Genomic DNA, 16,252 nt, shown 5'->3' with positions numbered 1-16,252 from the left:
CCCATGAAAGATTTGGTGAAAGTACTCAAATCGCAATCTCAGTCCGAAGAGTTTGACGCGATCAAGATTACCCTGGCGTCGCCGGACATGATTCGCTCCTGGTCGTTTGGCGAGGTGAAGAAGCCCGAGACCATCAACTACCGCACCTTTAAACCGGAGCGGGATGGTCTGTTCTGCGCCAAGATCTTCGGCCCAGTCAAAGACTACGAGTGTTTGTGCGGCAAGTACAAGCGCATGAAGCACCGCGGCATCATCTGTGAAAAGTGTGGCGTAGAAGTGACCAAGGCCGCCGTGCGCCGTGAGCGCATGGGGCATATCGAGCTTGCCTCGCCGGTTGCCCACATCTGGTTCCTGAAATCACTGCCGTCGCGTATCGGCATGTTCCTCGATATGACCCTGCGTGATATCGAGCGCGTGTTGTACTTCGAAAGCTTTGTGGTGATCGATCCGGGCATGACAACGCTGGAGCGTGGTCAGCTGTTGAACGATGAGCAGTATTTCGAAGCGCTGGAAGAATTTGGCGACGACTTCGATGCCCGTATGGGCGCTGAAGCCGTTCAGGAGCTGCTCAAAGACATCGATCTGGAAGAAGAGATCAACCATCTGCGCGAAGAGATTCCGCAGACCAACTCTGAAACCAAGATCAAGAAGCTCTCCAAGCGCCTGAAACTGCTGGAAGCTTTCTACCACTCCGGCAACGCGCCGGCGTGGATGGTCATGGAAGTGCTGCCCGTGCTGCCGCCGGACTTGCGTCCGCTGGTACCGCTGGACGGTGGCCGCTTCGCGACCTCGGATCTCAACGACCTTTACCGTCGTGTGATCAACCGCAACAACCGCCTGAAGCGGCTGCTCGACCTCAACGCGCCGGATATCATCGTGCGCAACGAGAAGCGTATGCTTCAGGAAGCGGTCGATGCGCTGCTGGATAACGGCCGCCGTGGCCGTGCGATTACCGGCACCAACAAGCGTCCGCTGAAATCGCTGGCCGATATGATCAAGGGTAAGCAGGGCCGCTTCCGCCAGAACCTGCTGGGTAAGCGCGTCGACTACTCGGGCCGTTCGGTGATTACCGTGGGGCCGACCCTGCGTCTGCACCAGTGTGGTCTGCCCAAGAAAATGGCGCTGGAGCTGTTCAAGCCGTTTATCTACTCCAAGCTGCAGTCGCTGGACTACGCGTCAACGATCAAAGCCGCCAAGAAGATGGTCGAGCGCGAACTGCCGGAAGTGTGGGATATCCTCGCCGATGTTATCCGCGAGCACCCGGTCATGCTCAACCGCGCGCCGACCCTGCACCGTTTGGGTATCCAGGCGTTTGAACCGCTGTTGATCGAAGGCAAGGCGATCCAGCTGCACCCGCTGGTGTGTGCCGCCTACAACGCCGACTTTGACGGTGACCAGATGGCGGTCCACGTACCGCTGACGCTGGAAGCCCAGCTCGAAGCCCGGGCGCTGATGATGGCGACCAACAACGTGCTGTCGCCTGCCAATGGCGAACCGATCATCGTGCCCTCGCAGGACGTTGTTCTGGGTCTTTACTACATGACCCGGGAAAGGATCAACGATAAAGGCGAAGGCATGATCTTTTCCGGCCTCGACGAGGTCGAGCGCGCCTTTGGTACCAAGGCGGTATCGCTGCATGCGCGGGTTAAAGTCCGCCTGGACGAAGTGGACGTCGACGAAGAGACGGGCGAGCGCTCTCACCATCGCCGTGTTTACGACACCACCGTGGGTCGGGCATTGCTATTCCGCATCCTGCCGGAAGGCGTGCCGTTCGAGCTGATCGACCAGCCGATGAAAAAGAAGGCGATCTCCAGCCTGATCAACGAAGTCTATCGTCGTGCGGGCCTCAAGCCGACCGTCATCTTCGCTGACCAGTTGATGTATACCGGCTTCCGTCTGGCGACGATGTCAGGCGCCTCTATCGGCGTTAACGACTTTGTCATTCCCGAAGCGAAGACCGAAATCGTCGACGCCGCCGAGGCGGAAGTTAAGGAAATCGAAGACCAGTTCTCTTCTGGCCTGGTAACGGCGGGCGAGAAGTACAACAAGGTTATCGACATCTGGTCCAAGGCCAACGACAAAGTCGCCAAGGCCATGATGACCGGTATCTCGAAGGAGACGGTAACTGACCGCGACGGCAACGAAGTCGAACAGGATTCGTTCAACAGCGTCTTCATCATGGCCGACTCCGGTGCCCGTGGTAGTGCTGCCCAGATCCGTCAGCTGGCGGGTATGCGGGGTCTGATGGCCAAGCCGGATGGCTCGATCATCGAAACACCGATCGTCGCCAACTTCCGTGAAGGCCTGAACGTACTGCAGTACTTCATCTCGACCCACGGCGCGCGGAAAGGTCTTGCGGATACGGCCCTGAAGACGGCCAACTCCGGTTACCTGACCCGTCGTCTGGTCGATGTCGCACAGGACCTGGTGATCACCGAGTCCGATTGCGGTACCGAAAACGGCCTGACGCTGCACCCGATCATCGAAGGCGGCGATATCATCGTGCCGCTGTCCCAGCGTGTGCTGGGTCGTGTGGTGGCCCAGGATGTGGTCGATCCGGGCACGGAAGAAGTCCTTATCCCGCGCGGCACGCTGCTCGATGAAAAATGGTGCGCGTCGCTGGATACCATGGGCGTCGACGAAATCGTCGTTCGTTCGACGATTACCTGCGATACGCCCCATGGCGTGTGCTCTGCCTGTTACGGGCGTGACCTTGCTCGCGGCCATCAGGTCAACATCGGTGAATCTGTCGGCGTCATCGCCGCTCAGTCCATCGGTGAGCCGGGTACCCAGCTGACCATGCGGACTTTCCACATCGGTGGTGCGGCGTCGCGGACGTCCGCGGTGGACAGCGTCCAGGTCAAGCACGGCGGCAAGGTACGCCTGCACAACATCAAGCACGTCGAGCGTGCCGACGGCAAGCTGGTCGTGGTATCCCGCTCCAGCGCCCTGGCCGTTGCTGACGACCACGGTCGCGAGCGTGAGTACTACAAACTGCCCTACGGTGCCGAGCTATCCGTACGTGACGGCGATGTCGTCGATGCCGGTGCCACGGTGGCCAAGTGGGATCCGCACACTCACCCGATCGTTGCCGAAGTGGAAGGTAAGGCCCAGTTCATCGATCTCGACGAGGGTGTCACCATGCACCGTACCGTCGACGAGATGACCGGTCTGTCGTCCATCGAGGTGATCGAGGCCGCGGCACGCCCCATGGCCGGTCGCGACAAGCGCCCGATGGTCATGCTCAAGGATACCGCGGGCGAGTATGTCTCGGTCTCCGGGGCGAACACCCCGGTTCAGTATCTGCTGCCGGGTAAATCGATCATTTCCGTCGATGACGGTGCGCCGATCGGCGTGGGTGAAGTCGTGGCCCGTATTCCGGTCGAGGCGTCGGGCAACAAGGACATCACCGGTGGTCTGCCACGCGTGGCGGATCTGTTCGAGGCGCGCAAACCGAAAGAATCGTCCATTCTGGCCGAGATCAGCGGCGTGGTGAGTTTTGGTAAGGAAACCAAAGGCAAGCGTCGCCTGACGATCACACCGGAATCCGGTGATCCGTTTGAAGCGCTGATCCCCAAATGGCGCCAGATTGCCGTCTTCGAAGGTGAAACGGTTGAGAAGGGCGAGGTGATTTCCGACGGGCCGAGCAACCCTCACGATATCCTGCGCCTGCTGGGCGTGGCCGAGCTTGCCAAGTACATCGCTGCCGAAGTTCAGGATGTTTACCGTCTGCAGGGCGTTGGCATCGATGACAAGCACATCGAAGTCATTGTGCGTCAGATGCTGCGCAAGGTAGAGATCACCGACTCGGGTGATTCCGACTTCATCACCGGCGATCAGGCTGAGCTTGTGCGGGTACTGGAGCAGAATGCCGCTCTCGAGAAGGAAGGCAAATTCCCCGCCAAGTATCAGCGCTTGCTGCTGGGTATCACCAAGGCCAGCCTGGCCACCGAATCGTTCATTTCGGCGGCGTCGTTCCAGGAAACGACCCGCGTATTGACCGAAGCAGCGGTAACCGGCAAGCGCGATTATCTGCGCGGCCTGAAAGAAAACGTCGTAGTGGGTCGTCTGATTCCGGCAGGTACCGGTCTGACTCACCACGCGGAACGTCGTCGCAAACGCGAAGACGTAGAGCGCCTGTACAATCCCTCGGCAACCGAGGTAGAGCAGGAGCTGGGAGCTCAGTTGACCGCATTGGATTCCGACGACGAGCTCTAACATTGCGACCTGACCTTTTGCCATCACGGTCCTGCCGGTTTAGCGACCGGCAGGACTTGACGTCGGCTAGGGTCAGCCTTTAGAATGCGCAGCCTTTAACAGTGGGGTGGGTACGCCCGCAGCCGCTGGAAGGCCAGGCAACCATTGGAGTCAGCTAAACACCATGGCAACGATTAATCAGCTAGTGCGCAAGCCGCGTAAGCGCCCCGTCACCAAGAGTGACGTGCCCGCGCTTCAGGCTTGTCCGCAAAAGCGCGGCGTATGTACGCGCGTTTACACCACCACCCCGAAGAAGCCCAACTCGGCCCTGCGTAAGGTCTGCCGTGTGCGCCTTACCAACGGCTTCGAAGTGGCTTCCTATATCGGCGGTGAAGGTCACAACCTCCAGGAGCACTCTGTTGTGCTGATTCGCGGCGGTCGTGTGAAGGACTTGCCCGGTGTGCGTTATCACACCGTGCGCGGTGCCCTTGACACCTCTGGCGTGCAGAATCGTAAGCAGGGTCGTTCCAAGTACGGTACCAAGCGTCCGAAGTCTTAAGTCGGTGCTGGGTCGCGCAAGTGGCGTCCGTACGAGATGTTTATCACGTATATGATGGTCTGATAAGAGTAAGGTCGGGCGGCACTGAGCGATTGATTTGTGCGAGTTCCGAGTTTACCTGAAGGATCCTTAAATTGAGGGCTTATCATGCCTAGAAGAAGAGTTGTAGCTAAGCGCGAAATCCTGCCGGATCCCAAGTTCGGAAGTGAGCGCCTGGCGAAGTTCATGAACCACCTGATGTTCAGCGGCAAGAAGTCCATAGCTGAGCGCATTGTTTATGGTGCGTTGGACAAGGTTGCCGAGCGTAGTAAAGAAGAGCCGCTGGAAATCTTCGACAAGGCGCTGGAAGCTATCCAGCCCATGGTCGAGGTGAAGTCGCGCCGTGTCGGTGGTGCGACGTATCAGGTGCCGGTTGAAGTTCGTCCGTCACGTCGTCAGGCGCTTGCTATGCGCTGGCTGGTTGACGCGGCGCGTCGTCGCGGTGAGAAAACGATGGTTCAGCGTCTTGCAGGCGAAATGCTGGATGCCGCTGAAGGCAAAGGTTCTGCCGTCAAGAAGCGCGAAGACGTGCATCGTATGGCAGAAGCCAACAAGGCCTTCTCGCACTACCGTTTTTAAGATCGGCGCTTTTAATATCAGCGTTTTTAAATTCGGCGTTTTCTGGGGTTGTTTTTTTTGCTGTATTGCGCCGTGTCGAGACAATTGGGCGCCAGTTCGCAACACACCGCCGCTATCGTGATCGATGGCGGCGGTGGCATAAGCAAAAAACGCGACACCAGATTCACGAGCATCGCCAACAAACGGGAGTTCCACCGTGGCACGCAAGACTCCACTAAATCGTTACCGTAATATCGGTATCGTCGCTCACGTCGACGCGGGTAAAACCACGACGACTGAGCGTGTACTATTCTACACCGGCCTTTCCCACAAAGTGGGTGAGGTGCACGACGGTGCGGCGACCATGGACTGGATGGAGCAGGAGCAGGAGCGTGGTATTACCATCACCTCAGCTGCAACGACCTGTTTCTGGCAGGGCATGAACAAGCAGTTCCCTGAGCACCGCATCAACATCATCGATACCCCGGGGCACGTTGACTTCACCATCGAAGTCGAGCGTTCTCTGCGCGTACTTGACGGCGCGGTTGTCGTGCTGTGCGGTTCCTCCGGCGTTCAGCCGCAGACCGAAACCGTATGGCGCCAGGCCAACAAGTACGAAGTGCCGCGCATGGTCTTCGTCAACAAGATGGACCGGACCGGCGCCGACTTCTTCATGGTCGTCGACCAGTTGAAAGAGCGCCTGGGTGCCAATGCCGTGCCGATCCAGATCAACTGGGGCACGGAAGAGAACTTCAAGGGCGTCATCGACCTGATCCAGATGAAGGGCATCCTTTGGGACGAAGAGAACCTGGGCATGAATTATGACCTGGTTGATATTCCCGAAGAGCTCGTCGAAACGGCAGAAACCTACCGCGAGCAGATGATCGAAGCCGCGGCAGAAGGTTCTGATGAGTTGATGGAAAAATATCTCGAAGGTGGTGAGCTGACCACTGAAGAGATCAAGGCCGGTCTGCGTGCGCGTACCCTGGCTAACGAAATCGTCCTCATCACCTGCGGGTCCGCCTTCAAGAACAAGGGCGTTCAAGCGGTACTGGACTGCGTCATCGAATACATGCCGTCGCCGACCGAAGTCAAGGCCATCGAAGGTGAGCTTGACGATAAAGACGGTACCATCGATACCCGTGAAGCCGACGACAATCAGCCGTTTGCTGCACTGGCGTTCAAGATCGCCACCGACCCCTTTGTCGGCACCCTGACGTTTATCCGCGTCTATTCGGGTGTGCTGAATTCCGGTGACGGCGTCTACAACTCGGTCAAGAGCAAGAAAGAGCGCGTTGGCCGTATCGTTCAGATGCACTCGAATTCGCGTGAAGAGATCAAGGAAGTACGCGCAGGCGATATCGCGGCCTGTATCGGTCTGAAAGACGTCACGACCGGGGATACCCTGTGTGATATCAATCACAAGATCGTGCTTGAGCGTATGGAATTCCCCGACCCGGTTATCTCGGTAGCGGTTGAGCCGAAATCCAAGGCTGACCAGGAGAAGATGGGTGTTGCACTGGGTAAACTGGCCCAGGAAGACCCGTCCTTCCAGGTGAAGACCGACGAAGAGACTGGTCAGACGATCATTTCGGGAATGGGCGAGCTTCACCTCGATATTCTTGTCGACCGCATGCGTCGCGAGTTCAAGGTTGAAGCCAATATCGGTAAGCCACAGGTGGCCTACCGTGAAACGATTCGCGGCAGCGTCGAGCAGGAAGGCAAGTTCGTACGCCAGTCTGGCGGTCGTGGTCAATACGGTCACGTTATCATGCGTATCGAGCCGTTGACCTACGAGGAGAAGGGTGAAGGGGATGATGAAATCTTCTTCAAGTTCAACTCGGAAATCGTCGGTGGTGTGGTTCCCAAGGAATACATCCCGGCAGTAGAGAAAGGGGCATATGAACAGCTGAAAAATGGCGTCATTGCGGGTTACCCGATGATTGACGTTAAAGTGACGCTGTTTGATGGCTCCTATCACGACGTGGACTCCAACGAGACTGCGTTCAAGATTGCTTCTTCTATGGCAGTGAAAGAAGGTGCCAGGAAAGCCAAGGCCGTGCTGCTGGAGCCGGTGATGAAGGTCGAAGTCGTGACCCCCGAAGAGTTTATGGGTGACGTCATGGGCGACCTGAACCGTCGTCGCGGCCTGGTCCAGGGCATGGATGATTCTTCTTCTGGTAAAATCATTCGTGCAACGGTGCCGCTGGGTGAGATGTTCGGTTACGCAACCGATCTCCGCTCGCAAACCCAGGGCCGTGCGAGCTACTCTATGGAGTTCGCGAAGTACGAGGAGGCGCCCTCCAGCGTCGTTGAAGCCGTCATCAACCAAAACGGTTAACCGTTAGCTAACGTAAAGAGGTTATAGCAGTGGCTAAGGAAAAATTTGAACGTTCCAAACCGCATATCAACGTCGGCACCATTGGTCACGTCGACCACGGTAAAACGACTCTGACTGCGGCCTTGACCCGCGTTTCCGCTGAAGTATTCGGTGGTGACTGGAGTGAGTTCGACGCTATCGATAACGCGCCGGAAGAGCGTGAGCGCGGTATCACCATCGCGACGTCTCACGTGGAATACCAGTCCGAGACGCGTCACTACGCGCACGTTGACTGCCCGGGGCACGCCGACTACGTCAAGAACATGATTACCGGTGCTGCGCAGATGGACGGCGCAATCCTGGTATGTTCTGCCGCCGACGGCCCGATGCCGCAGACGCGTGAGCACATCCTGCTGTCTCGTCAGGTTGGCGTTCCGTTCATCGTCGTGTTCCTGAACAAGGCGGACATGGTCGATGACGAAGAACTGCTCGAGCTGGTTGAAATGGAAGTTCGTGAACTTCTCGACCAGTACGACTTCCCGGGTGACGACACGCCGATCATCACTGGCTCTGCACTGATGGCCCTGGAAGGCAAGGACGACAACGGCATGGGTACCACCGCCGTTGCCAACCTGATCAAGGCGCTGGATGACTACATTCCGGAGCCCGAGCGTGCCATCGATCAGCCGTTCCTGATGCCGATCGAAGACGTCTTCTCTATCTCTGGCCGCGGTACTGTTGTTACCGGTCGTGTAGAGCGTGGTGTCATCAAGGCAGGCGAAGAAGTCGAAATCGTGGGTATGCGCGACACGACCAAGACGGTCGTTACCGGCGTTGAAATGTTCCGCAAGCTGCTCGACGAAGGTCGTGCAGGCGAGAACGTTGGCGCCCTGCTGCGTGGTACCAAGCGTGATGACGTTGAGCGTGGTCAGGTTCTGGCGAAAACCGGCACCATCACTCCGCACACCGTTTTCGAAGCAGAAGTCTACGTACTGTCCAAAGAAGAAGGCGGTCGTCACACGCCTTTCTTCAAGGGCTATCGTCCGCAGTTCTACTTCCGTACCACCGATGTCACCGGTACCTGTGAACTGCCGGAAGGCGTTGAGATGGTCATGCCGGGCGACAACGTTAAAATGGTTGTCACCCTGATCGCTCCGATCGCCATGGATGACGGTCTGCGCTTCGCTATTCGTGAAGGCGGCCGTACCGTCGGCGCGGGCGTAGTGGCCAAAATCATTCAGTAAGTAGATCCGCTGAATGTGAAAGGGGGCTCGGTTGAGCCCCCTTTTCTGCGCACCTCTAGCAAATGTTTGACATGGGCTTTTGGCGTGCCTATAATGCGCATCCTTTGAATGCGTGGGTAGACGGCTCGCGCCGTCGACATCCATTGGAGTTTAGGGCAAATGCAGAACCAAAAGATTCGCATTCGGTTGAAAGCGTTCGACCATCGCCTGATCGATCAGTCCACAGCGGAGATTGTTGAAACCGCTAAGCGTACTGGTGCTCAGGTTCGTGGTCCGATTCCGCTGCCAACCAACCGCGAGCGCTACACCATTCTGATCTCGCCGCACGTCAACAAGGACGCGCGCGACCAGTATGAGATTCGTACGCACAAGCGTGTGCTCGATATCGTCGAGCCGACCGAGAAAACCGTTGATGCGCTGATGAAACTCGATCTCGCCGCCGGCGTAGACGTGCAAATCAAGCTCGACTAACCACACTAGACACTTGCGGCCCAGCGCTCATTACGCATTGACATTGAGCAGCAGCCGCCGCGCCGTGAGGCGCTACACAATGTGCTAGTGGAATGCTCTGGAAAGGGCAGCCATAGCGGGTGATAGCCCCGTACACTATAGGAGAACTGAGAATGACTATCGGTTTAGTCGGTAAAAAGGCCGGGATGACTCGTGTCTTTACCGAAGACGGTGCATCCGTGCCCGTAACCGTTATTGAGGTTGATCCTAACCGTGTTACACGCGTCAAATCTGTCGAGTCTGACGGTTACGCGGCGGTTCAGGTAACAACCGGCTCTCGCAAGGCCAAACACCTCAGCAAAGCCCAGGCGGGTCAATTTGCTAAAGCGGGTGTTGAGGCTGGTCGTTCACTGATGGAGTTTCGTCTGGAAGATGGCGAAGAAGCTCCTGAAGTCGGCGGCGAACTCACCGTATCCCTCTTCGAAGCTGGTCAGATGATCGATGTGACCGGTACCTCCAAGGGTAAAGGTTTCCAGGGTGCCGTTAAGCGCTGGAACTTCCGTACCCAAGACAACAGCCATGGTAACTCGCTGTCGCATCGTGCGCCGGGTTCTATCGGTATGTGTCAGACCCCGGGTCGCGTTTTCAAAGGCAAAAAGATGGCCGGTCAAATGGGTAACGCCCGTTGCACCGTGCAGAGCCTAGAGATCGTCCGTGTCGACGCCGAGCGTAACCTGCTGCTGATCAAGGGCGCCGTGCCGGGTGCAACCGGCAGTGACGTTATCGTTCGCAGCGCCGTTAAAGCAGGCTGAAGGGGATAATTACCAATGAATCTGAATCTTGCTGCAGGCGCGGGTACCGTTGAAGTAGCCGACGCCACCTTTGGCAAAGAATTCAACGAAGCGCTGGTTCACCAGGTTGTCACTGCCTATTTGGCTGGTGGTCGTCAGGGCACCCGCGCTCAAAAGAACCGTTCCGATGTACGCGGTGGTGGTAAAAAGCCGTGGCGTCAGAAAGGGACTGGCCGTGCTCGTGCCGGTACCATCCGTTCGCCAATCTGGCGTAGCGGCGGTGTCACCTTCGCGGCGCGTCCGCAAGACTACACCCAGAAGGTGAACCGCAAGATGTATCGCGCCGCCATGCGCTCCATCTTGTCAGAGCTGGTACGTCAAGAGCGCCTGGTCGTGGTCGAAGAGTTCAACGTTGAAGCGCCGAAAACCAAGCAGGTCGCTGCCAAGCTGAAAGAGCTCAACCTTGAAAAAGTGTTGATCGTCACCGAAGACGTTGACGAAAAGCTCTATCTAGCCGCACGCAACCTTCCTCACGTTGATGTGGTGGATGTTGCGGCCGCTGACCCGGTGAGCCTGGTTGCCTTTGATAAGGTCCTGGTCACCGTCTCCGCCCTGCGTAAATTCGAGGAGAAGCTGGCATGAACCAGGAACGCGTATTCAAGGTTCTGCTTGGACCGCACGTGACCGAGAAGGCCGCGATGGCTGCCGAGCGCAACCAGTACGTTTTTAAGGTGGCGACCGATGCCACCAAGCCTGAGATCAAGAAGGCCGTAGAAGTTCTGTTCGGCAAGAAGGTCGGTAGCGTTCAGGTACTGAACGTGAAAGGGAAAACCAAGCGTACTGCAAACGGCGTTGGCTTGCGTAAGGGTTACCGTAAAGCGTATGTAACCCTCGCTGCCGGTGAAACGCTCGAAGACTTCTCTGGCGCCGAATAAGGGCAGGAGTACGGATAATGGCAATCGTCAAGACCAAACCCACATCCGCCGGTCGTCGCCACGTCGTCAAGATCGTTGGCGAGGAACTGTACAAGGGCCGTGCTTATGCACCGCTTTTGGAAAAGCAGTCCAAGTCCGGTGGCCGTAATAACTACGGTCGCATCACCACCCGCCACGTGGGCGGTGGTCACCGTCATCACTATCGGTTGATCGACTTCAAGCGCACCAAGGATGGCATTCCTGCCACCGTTGAGCGCCTGGAGCACGACCCGAACCGCAGTGCGCACATTGCGCTGCTGAAATACGCCGATGGCGAGCGTCGTTACATCATCGCACCGAAAGGTGTCAGCGCGGGTGACGTGCTGGAATCTGGTGTTAACGCGCCCATCAAGAAAGGCAATGCCTTGCCGCTGCGCAACATCCCGCTGGGTTCGACCGTTCACGGTATCGAGCTGAAGCCGGGTAAAGGCGCGCAGATTGCTCGCAGTGCCGGTACTGGCGCTCAGCTGGTTGCGCGTGAAGGCAACTACGCCACCCTGCGCCTTCGTTCCGGCGAAATGCGCAAGGTCCTGGCTGAGTGCCGTGCGACCCTGGGCGAAGTGAGCAACTCCGAGCACAGCCTGCGTCAACTTGGCAAGGCCGGTGCGAAGCGCTGGAGAGGTGTGCGTCCGACTGTTCGCGGTGTCGCAATGAACCCGGTGGATCACCCGCACGGTGGTGGTGAAGGCCGCACCAGTGGTGGTCGTAACCCGGTCACTCCATGGGGTGTGCCGACCAAGGGTTATAAGACGCGTAAGAACAAGCGCACCGACAAGCTGATCGTACGTCGCCGCAAGGCTCGTAGCTGATCTAAATTGCCAAGACATTAAGAGGTAACGGCTGTGCCACGTTCACTAAAGAAAGGTCCTTTCATTGACCTTCATCTTTTGAAGAAGGTAGAGGCTGCAGTGGAAAAGAACGATCGCAAACCGATCAAGACCTGGTCGCGTCGTTCGATGATCCTGCCAAACATGGTGGGTCTGACCATCGCAGTCCATAATGGTCGCCAACACGTCCCGGTGCACGTCTCCGAGGAAATGGTTGGTCACAAGCTAGGCGAATTCGCTGCCACTCGCACTTATCGCGGGCACGTGGCGGACAAGAAAGCCAAACGGTAAGCCAAAGAGGATTGAGAGATGGAAGTCACAGCTAAGCTGCGTGGCGCCGGATTATCCGCCCAGAAGGCCCGTTTGGTGGCTGATCAGGTGCGCGGTAAACCTGTCGCCGAGGCACTCGACCTGCTGACCTTCTCACCGAAGAAGGCTGCCCAACTGGTCAAGAAAGTGCTTCAGTCCGCCATTGCAAACGCGGAAGAAAATAACGGCATGGATATTGACGAGCTGCGTGTCTCGACCATCTGCGTCGATGAGGGCATGACGCTCAAGCGTATCAAGCCGCGCGCCAAGGGGCGGGCGGATCGTATCTTGAAGCGCACCTGCCACATCACCGTCAAGGTAGCCGAGAAGTAGGAGTCGACCGATGGGTCAGAAAGTCAATCCAACAGGCATTCGACTGGGCATCGTCAAAGACCATGCTTCTGTCTGGTATGCCGAGCGCGGCGCATATGCCGATAAGCTCAATAACGATCTCGAAGTGCGAAGCTTCCTGGAGCAGCGTCTCAAAAACGCCTCCGTTAGCCGTATCCACATCGAGCGTCCGGCGAACAACGCCCGCATCACCATTCACACTGCCCGTCCGGGTATCGTGATTGGTAAAAAAGGTGAAGATGTCGACCGTCTGCGTCGCGATCTCACCGAGTTGATGGGTGTTCCTGTTCACGTGAACATCGAAGAAGTTCGCAAGCCGGAGCTGGATGCCAAGCTCGTCGCTGCTAACGTAGCGGGCCAGCTTGAGCGTCGCGTGATGTTCCGTCGTGCCATGAAGCGCGCGGTGCAAAACGCAATGCGTCTTGGCGCTGGCGGCATCAAGATTCAGCTGTCAGGTCGTCTGGGTGGTGCTGAAATCGCACGTACCGAATGGTACCGCGAAGGTCGTGTTCCGTTGCATACATTGCGTGCGGACATCGACTACGCCACTTACGAAGCTCACACCACCTATGGCGTTATCGGCGTCAAAGTGTGGATCTTCAAGGGTGAAATCCTCGGTGGTATCGAGGAAGTACGTGCCAAGGCCAAGCAACAGCAGCCTTCCGGCAACGCGCCCAAGAAGAAAGGTTCCAGGTAAGGGGAGAGCGAGTCGATGTTACAGCCCAAGCGTATGAAATTCCGCAAGATGCAGAAAGGCCGCAACCGTGGTCTGGCGCATCGCGGAAGCAAGATCAGCTTCGGGGAGTACGGCCTGAAAGCTACCGGTCGTGGTCGCGTTACTGCGCGCCAGATCGAAGCCGGCCGTCGTGCGATCACACGTCACGTAAAGCGTGGCGGTAAAATCTGGATCCGCGTCTTCCCTGATAAGCCGATTTCCAAGAAGCCGCTCGAAGTTCGTATGGGTAAAGGTAAAGGCTCCGTCGAATACTGGGTAGCCCAGATCCAGCCGGGTCGGGTCCTGTATGAAATCGAAGGTGTGCCTGAAGAGCTCGCTCGTGAAGCATTCGAGCTTGCCGCACAGAAAATGCCCATATCCACCACCTTTGCGAAACGGACGGTGATGTGATGAAAGCCCAGGAAATTCGTGAAAAGTCCGCAGGAGAGCTCCATGAGCAGCTCCTCGAACTCCTCCGCGAGCAGTTCAACCTGCGCATGCAGAAGGCCACCGGCCAACTGAGCCAGACTCATCTGCTCAAGCAGGTCCGTCGGGATATTGCCCGTGTGAAGACTGTGCTCAACGAGAAGGCAGGTGACTGAGATGGCCGAAGAGAAAAAAGCACGTACGCTCACCGGCAAGGTGGTGAGCGACAAGATGGACAAGTCCATCGTCGTAATGATCGAGCGTCGTGAGCGTCACCCGATCTACGGAAAATACGTTAAGCGCTCCACCAAGCTGCACGCCCATGACGAGGCGAACCAGGCTAAGGCAGGCGATACGGTTTCCATTGAGGAGTGCCGTCCGCTTTCCAAGAAGAAAGCCTGGGCGCTAATCGAGGTGGTCGAGCAGGCCAAGGGGTAACCCATGCACCTGTTCAACCAGTGCAGTCAGATTAGGTTTGGAGAAAACCGATGATTCAGACTCAGACAATGCTGGATGTCGCCGACAACAGCGGAGCGCGCCGGGTGCAGTGCATCAAGGTGTTGGGCGGTTCACACCGTCGCTACGCTCGCATTGGTGACATCATCAAGGTAACGGTGAAGGAAGCCATTCCGCGTGGCAAGGTCAAGAAAGGCCAGGTCATGAAAGCGGTTGTGGTCCGGACCCGTAGTGGCGTCCGTCGTAACGACGGTTCGCTGATCCGTTTCGATGGAAATGCGGCGGTTTTGTTGAATAACACCAACGAACAGCCAGTCGGTACTCGTATTTTCGGGCCGGTCACTCGTGAGCTTCGTAACGAGAAGTTCATGAAGATCATTTCCTTAGCGCCTGAAGTGCTGTAAGGAGCGAGGCGGATATGCAAAAAATCAAACGTGACGATGAAGTCATCGTCATCGCCGGGAAGGATAAGGGCAAGCGTGGCACTGTTAAGCGGGTACTAGAAAACCGCTTCTTGGTGTCCGGTGTGAACATGATCAAGCGTCACACCAAGCCAAATCCCATGGCGGGAAATCAGGGCGGTATCGTCGAGCGTGAGGCTCCGATTCACGCGTCCAACGTAGCCATCTTCAATTCGGAGACCGGTAAGGCGGATCGCGTCGGCTTCCAAGTGAAGGAAGACGGTACCAAGGTACGTATCTACAAGTCGACGCAGACGCAGATCGACGCCTAACGCGAGTCGGGTAGCAAAATGGCGAACTTGAAAGAACGTTATCAAAACGAGGTCGTAGCACAGCTCAAAGAGCAGTTCAGCTACGCCAACGTAATGCAGGTGCCCCGCATCACGAAAGTGACGCTTAATATGGGCATCGGCGATGCGGTCAGCGATAAAAAGCTGATCGACAATGCCATCGGCGACCTGGAGATGTTGTCCGGTCAAAAGCCGCTGGTGACCAAGGCACGCAAGTCCATCGCGGGCTTCAAGGTGCGCGAAGGTTGGCCCATCGGGATCAAGGTAACACTGCGCGCCGAGCGTATGTGGGACTTCTTGGACCGTCTGGTCTACATCGCGATTCCTCGCGTGCGTGACTTCCGTGGTCTCAACCCGAAGTCCTTCGACGGTCGCGGCAACTACTCCATGGGTGTGCGTGAGCAGATCATCTTCCCGGAGATCGAGTATGATAAGATCGATCGAATCCGTGGGTTGGACGTCACTATCACCACTACCGCCAACACCGACGAGGAAGGTCGCGCGCTATTATCCGCGCTGAACTTCCCGTTCAAGAAATAAGGGTTGGATCATGGCTAAAAAAAGCATGGTAGAGCGTGAGCTCAAGCGCACCAAATTGGTCGAGAAGTACGCGGCCAAGCGCGCTGAGCTCAAGGCAATCATCGTAGATGTGAACGCTTCTGAGGAAGATCGCTTCGAGGCGACGCTGAAGCTGCAGCAACTGCCGCGCGATTCGAGCCCGGTACGCCAGCGTAACCGCTGCCGCGTCACAGGCCGTCCGCACGGTTTTTACAACAAGTTCGGCCTCGGCCGTAACAAGCTGCGTGAAGCCGCCATGCGTGGCGACGTTCCTGGTCTGAAAAAGTCCAGCTGGTAACGCCACGTAGAATCATCAGGAGCGCACATTAAATGAGCATGCAAGACACTCTGGCGGATATGTTTACCCGTATCCGCAATGCGCAGATGGCCACCAAGGAGACGGTTTCCATGCCGTCTTCCAAGTTGAAAGTGGAAGTGGCCCGCGTGCTGAAAGAAGAGGGCTATATCACCGATTTCACGGTGGCTGAAAGCACCAAGCCCGAATTAACCGTGACCCTCAAGTACTTTGAGGGCAAGCCGGTTATCGACCATATCCAGCGGGTTTCCAAGCCGTCTTTGCGCCGTTACATGGGCAAGGACAACCTGCCTAAGGTCGCCGATGGTCTGGGTATTGCGATCGTGACCACCTCCAATGGGGTGATGACCGATCGTGCCGCTCGCCAGGCGGGTGTTGGTGGCGAAGTCATCTGCACCGTATTCTAGGAGG

The 16,252-nt window shown here is 57.1% G+C and carries 21 protein-coding genes; all 21 read left to right on the top strand.

Annotated features, from left to right (window positions below; genetic code table 11):
* Nucleotides 1-3 precede the first annotated feature (3 nt).
* Nucleotides 4-4,218, top strand: coding sequence for a DNA-directed RNA polymerase subunit beta' (gene rpoC / locus ADS46_RS08070; RefSeq protein ID WP_066318587.1), 4,215 nt, complete (start codon nucleotides 4-6; stop codon nucleotides 4,216-4,218).
* 163 nt (nucleotides 4,219-4,381) lie between these two features.
* Complete coding sequence (gene rpsL / locus ADS46_RS08065) at nucleotides 4,382-4,756, top strand: 30S ribosomal protein S12 (protein WP_066318585.1); 375 nt, start codon at nucleotides 4,382-4,384, stop codon at nucleotides 4,754-4,756.
* Between the two features lie 147 nt (nucleotides 4,757-4,903).
* Nucleotides 4,904-5,374, top strand: coding sequence for a 30S ribosomal protein S7 (gene rpsG / locus ADS46_RS08060; RefSeq protein WP_027337504.1), 471 nt, complete (start codon nucleotides 4,904-4,906; stop codon nucleotides 5,372-5,374).
* Nucleotides 5,375-5,570: 196 nt separating this feature from the next.
* Nucleotides 5,571-7,694 carry an elongation factor G gene (gene fusA / locus ADS46_RS08055; RefSeq protein ID WP_066318583.1) on the top strand — a complete coding sequence of 708 codons (2,124 nt, stop codon included), beginning with the start codon at nucleotides 5,571-5,573 and terminating at the stop codon, nucleotides 7,692-7,694.
* A gap of 29 nt (nucleotides 7,695-7,723) precedes the next feature.
* Nucleotides 7,724-8,917 (top strand): elongation factor Tu, encoded by a 1,194-nt coding sequence (gene tuf / locus ADS46_RS08050; protein ID WP_066318581.1) that lies wholly within the window; start codon nucleotides 7,724-7,726, stop codon nucleotides 8,915-8,917.
* Between the two features lie 159 nt (nucleotides 8,918-9,076).
* Nucleotides 9,077-9,388 carry a 30S ribosomal protein S10 gene (gene rpsJ, locus ADS46_RS08045; protein ID WP_009098983.1) on the top strand — a complete coding sequence of 104 codons (312 nt, stop codon included), beginning with the start codon at nucleotides 9,077-9,079 and terminating at the stop codon, nucleotides 9,386-9,388.
* Between the two features lie 152 nt (nucleotides 9,389-9,540).
* Complete coding sequence (gene rplC, locus ADS46_RS08040) at nucleotides 9,541-10,179, top strand: 50S ribosomal protein L3 (RefSeq protein WP_066318578.1); 639 nt, start codon at nucleotides 9,541-9,543, stop codon at nucleotides 10,177-10,179.
* Nucleotides 10,180-10,194: 15 nt separating this feature from the next.
* Nucleotides 10,195-10,800, top strand: a complete 606-nt coding sequence (gene rplD / locus ADS46_RS08035; RefSeq protein ID WP_066318576.1) for a 50S ribosomal protein L4 — start codon at nucleotides 10,195-10,197, stop codon at nucleotides 10,798-10,800.
* Nucleotides 10,797-11,093, top strand: coding sequence for a 50S ribosomal protein L23 (rplW, locus tag ADS46_RS08030; RefSeq protein ID WP_066318574.1), 297 nt, complete (start codon nucleotides 10,797-10,799; stop codon nucleotides 11,091-11,093). The genes rplD and rplW overlap by 4 nt, the downstream gene beginning before the upstream one ends.
* A 17-nt stretch (nucleotides 11,094-11,110) precedes the next feature.
* Nucleotides 11,111-11,941: a 50S ribosomal protein L2 gene (rplB, locus tag ADS46_RS08025; protein ID WP_066318572.1), complete on the top strand. Its 831-nt coding sequence runs from the start codon at nucleotides 11,111-11,113 to the stop codon at nucleotides 11,939-11,941.
* 33 nt (nucleotides 11,942-11,974) lie between these two features.
* A complete protein-coding gene (gene rpsS / locus ADS46_RS08020; RefSeq protein ID WP_027337511.1) occupies nucleotides 11,975-12,250 on the top strand; it encodes a 30S ribosomal protein S19 in 276 nt (91 codons plus the stop codon).
* 18 nt (nucleotides 12,251-12,268) lie between these two features.
* Nucleotides 12,269-12,601: a 50S ribosomal protein L22 gene (rplV, locus tag ADS46_RS08015; protein ID WP_027337512.1), complete on the top strand. Its 333-nt coding sequence runs from the start codon at nucleotides 12,269-12,271 to the stop codon at nucleotides 12,599-12,601.
* A gap of 10 nt (nucleotides 12,602-12,611) precedes the next feature.
* Complete coding sequence (gene rpsC / locus ADS46_RS08010) at nucleotides 12,612-13,316, top strand: 30S ribosomal protein S3 (RefSeq protein WP_066318566.1); 705 nt, start codon at nucleotides 12,612-12,614, stop codon at nucleotides 13,314-13,316.
* 15 nt (nucleotides 13,317-13,331) lie between these two features.
* Nucleotides 13,332-13,745, top strand: a complete 414-nt coding sequence (gene rplP / locus ADS46_RS08005) for a 50S ribosomal protein L16 (protein WP_066318565.1) — start codon at nucleotides 13,332-13,334, stop codon at nucleotides 13,743-13,745.
* A complete protein-coding gene (rpmC, locus tag ADS46_RS08000) occupies nucleotides 13,745-13,936 on the top strand; it encodes a 50S ribosomal protein L29 (protein ID WP_066318563.1) in 192 nt (63 codons plus the stop codon). Before rplP ends, rpmC begins: the two co-directional genes overlap by 1 nt.
* A 1-nt stretch (nucleotide 13,937) precedes the next feature.
* On the top strand, nucleotides 13,938-14,198 hold the full coding sequence (gene rpsQ, locus ADS46_RS07995) for a 30S ribosomal protein S17 (RefSeq protein ID WP_066318561.1): 261 nt from the start codon (nucleotides 13,938-13,940) through the stop codon (nucleotides 14,196-14,198).
* 50 nt (nucleotides 14,199-14,248) lie between these two features.
* Entirely contained in the window at nucleotides 14,249-14,620 is a 372-nt protein-coding gene (rplN, locus tag ADS46_RS07990; RefSeq protein ID WP_066318559.1) for a 50S ribosomal protein L14, read from the top strand.
* Between the two features lie 14 nt (nucleotides 14,621-14,634).
* On the top strand, nucleotides 14,635-14,949 hold the full coding sequence (rplX, locus tag ADS46_RS07985) for a 50S ribosomal protein L24 (protein WP_007111996.1): 315 nt from the start codon (nucleotides 14,635-14,637) through the stop codon (nucleotides 14,947-14,949).
* Nucleotides 14,950-14,967: 18 nt separating this feature from the next.
* Nucleotides 14,968-15,507 (top strand): 50S ribosomal protein L5, encoded by a 540-nt coding sequence (rplE, locus tag ADS46_RS07980; RefSeq protein ID WP_066318557.1) that lies wholly within the window; start codon nucleotides 14,968-14,970, stop codon nucleotides 15,505-15,507.
* A gap of 10 nt (nucleotides 15,508-15,517) precedes the next feature.
* A complete protein-coding gene (gene rpsN / locus ADS46_RS07975; RefSeq protein ID WP_066318556.1) occupies nucleotides 15,518-15,823 on the top strand; it encodes a 30S ribosomal protein S14 in 306 nt (101 codons plus the stop codon).
* Nucleotides 15,824-15,855: 32 nt separating this feature from the next.
* The gene (gene rpsH / locus ADS46_RS07970; RefSeq protein WP_066318553.1) at nucleotides 15,856-16,248 is read left to right on the top strand and encodes a 30S ribosomal protein S8; all 393 of its coding nucleotides are present in this window, start codon (nucleotides 15,856-15,858) and stop codon (nucleotides 16,246-16,248) included.
* Nucleotides 16,249-16,252: the final 4 nt, after the last annotated feature.

Source organism: Halomonas sp. G11 (assembly GCF_001663515.1).
GTDB lineage: Bacteria > Pseudomonadota > Gammaproteobacteria > Pseudomonadales > Halomonadaceae > Vreelandella.
The sequence above is the reverse complement of the archived record's forward strand: the minus strand, read 5'-3'. Positions and strand labels throughout refer to the sequence as shown.

Excerpts from the sequence above, each read along its gene's own strand:
- rpoC (WP_066318587.1), top strand. The coding sequence starts at position 4 with ATGAAAGATTTGGTGAAAGTACTCAAATCGCAATCTCAGTCCGAAGAG.
- rpsL (WP_066318585.1), top strand. The coding sequence starts at position 4,382 with ATGGCAACGATTAATCAGCTAGTGCGCAAGCCGCGTAAGCGCCCCGTC.
- rpsG (WP_027337504.1), top strand. The coding sequence starts at position 4,904 with ATGCCTAGAAGAAGAGTTGTAGCTAAGCGCGAAATCCTGCCGGATCCC.
- rpsJ (WP_009098983.1), top strand. The coding sequence starts at position 9,077 with ATGCAGAACCAAAAGATTCGCATTCGGTTGAAAGCGTTCGACCATCGC.
- rplC (WP_066318578.1), top strand. The coding sequence starts at position 9,541 with ATGACTATCGGTTTAGTCGGTAAAAAGGCCGGGATGACTCGTGTCTTT.
- rplD (WP_066318576.1), top strand. The coding sequence starts at position 10,195 with ATGAATCTGAATCTTGCTGCAGGCGCGGGTACCGTTGAAGTAGCCGAC.
- rplW (WP_066318574.1), top strand. The coding sequence starts at position 10,797 with ATGAACCAGGAACGCGTATTCAAGGTTCTGCTTGGACCGCACGTGACC.
- rplB (WP_066318572.1), top strand. The coding sequence starts at position 11,111 with ATGGCAATCGTCAAGACCAAACCCACATCCGCCGGTCGTCGCCACGTC.
- rplV (WP_027337512.1), top strand. The coding sequence starts at position 12,269 with ATGGAAGTCACAGCTAAGCTGCGTGGCGCCGGATTATCCGCCCAGAAG.
- rpsC (WP_066318566.1), top strand. The coding sequence starts at position 12,612 with ATGGGTCAGAAAGTCAATCCAACAGGCATTCGACTGGGCATCGTCAAA.
- rplP (WP_066318565.1), top strand. The coding sequence starts at position 13,332 with ATGTTACAGCCCAAGCGTATGAAATTCCGCAAGATGCAGAAAGGCCGC.
- rpmC (WP_066318563.1), top strand. The coding sequence starts at position 13,745 with ATGAAAGCCCAGGAAATTCGTGAAAAGTCCGCAGGAGAGCTCCATGAG.
- rpsQ (WP_066318561.1), top strand. The coding sequence starts at position 13,938 with ATGGCCGAAGAGAAAAAAGCACGTACGCTCACCGGCAAGGTGGTGAGC.
- rplN (WP_066318559.1), top strand. The coding sequence starts at position 14,249 with ATGATTCAGACTCAGACAATGCTGGATGTCGCCGACAACAGCGGAGCG.
- rplX (WP_007111996.1), top strand. The coding sequence starts at position 14,635 with ATGCAAAAAATCAAACGTGACGATGAAGTCATCGTCATCGCCGGGAAG.
- rplE (WP_066318557.1), top strand. The coding sequence starts at position 14,968 with ATGGCGAACTTGAAAGAACGTTATCAAAACGAGGTCGTAGCACAGCTC.
- rpsN (WP_066318556.1), top strand. The coding sequence starts at position 15,518 with ATGGCTAAAAAAAGCATGGTAGAGCGTGAGCTCAAGCGCACCAAATTG.
- rpsH (WP_066318553.1), top strand. The coding sequence starts at position 15,856 with ATGAGCATGCAAGACACTCTGGCGGATATGTTTACCCGTATCCGCAAT.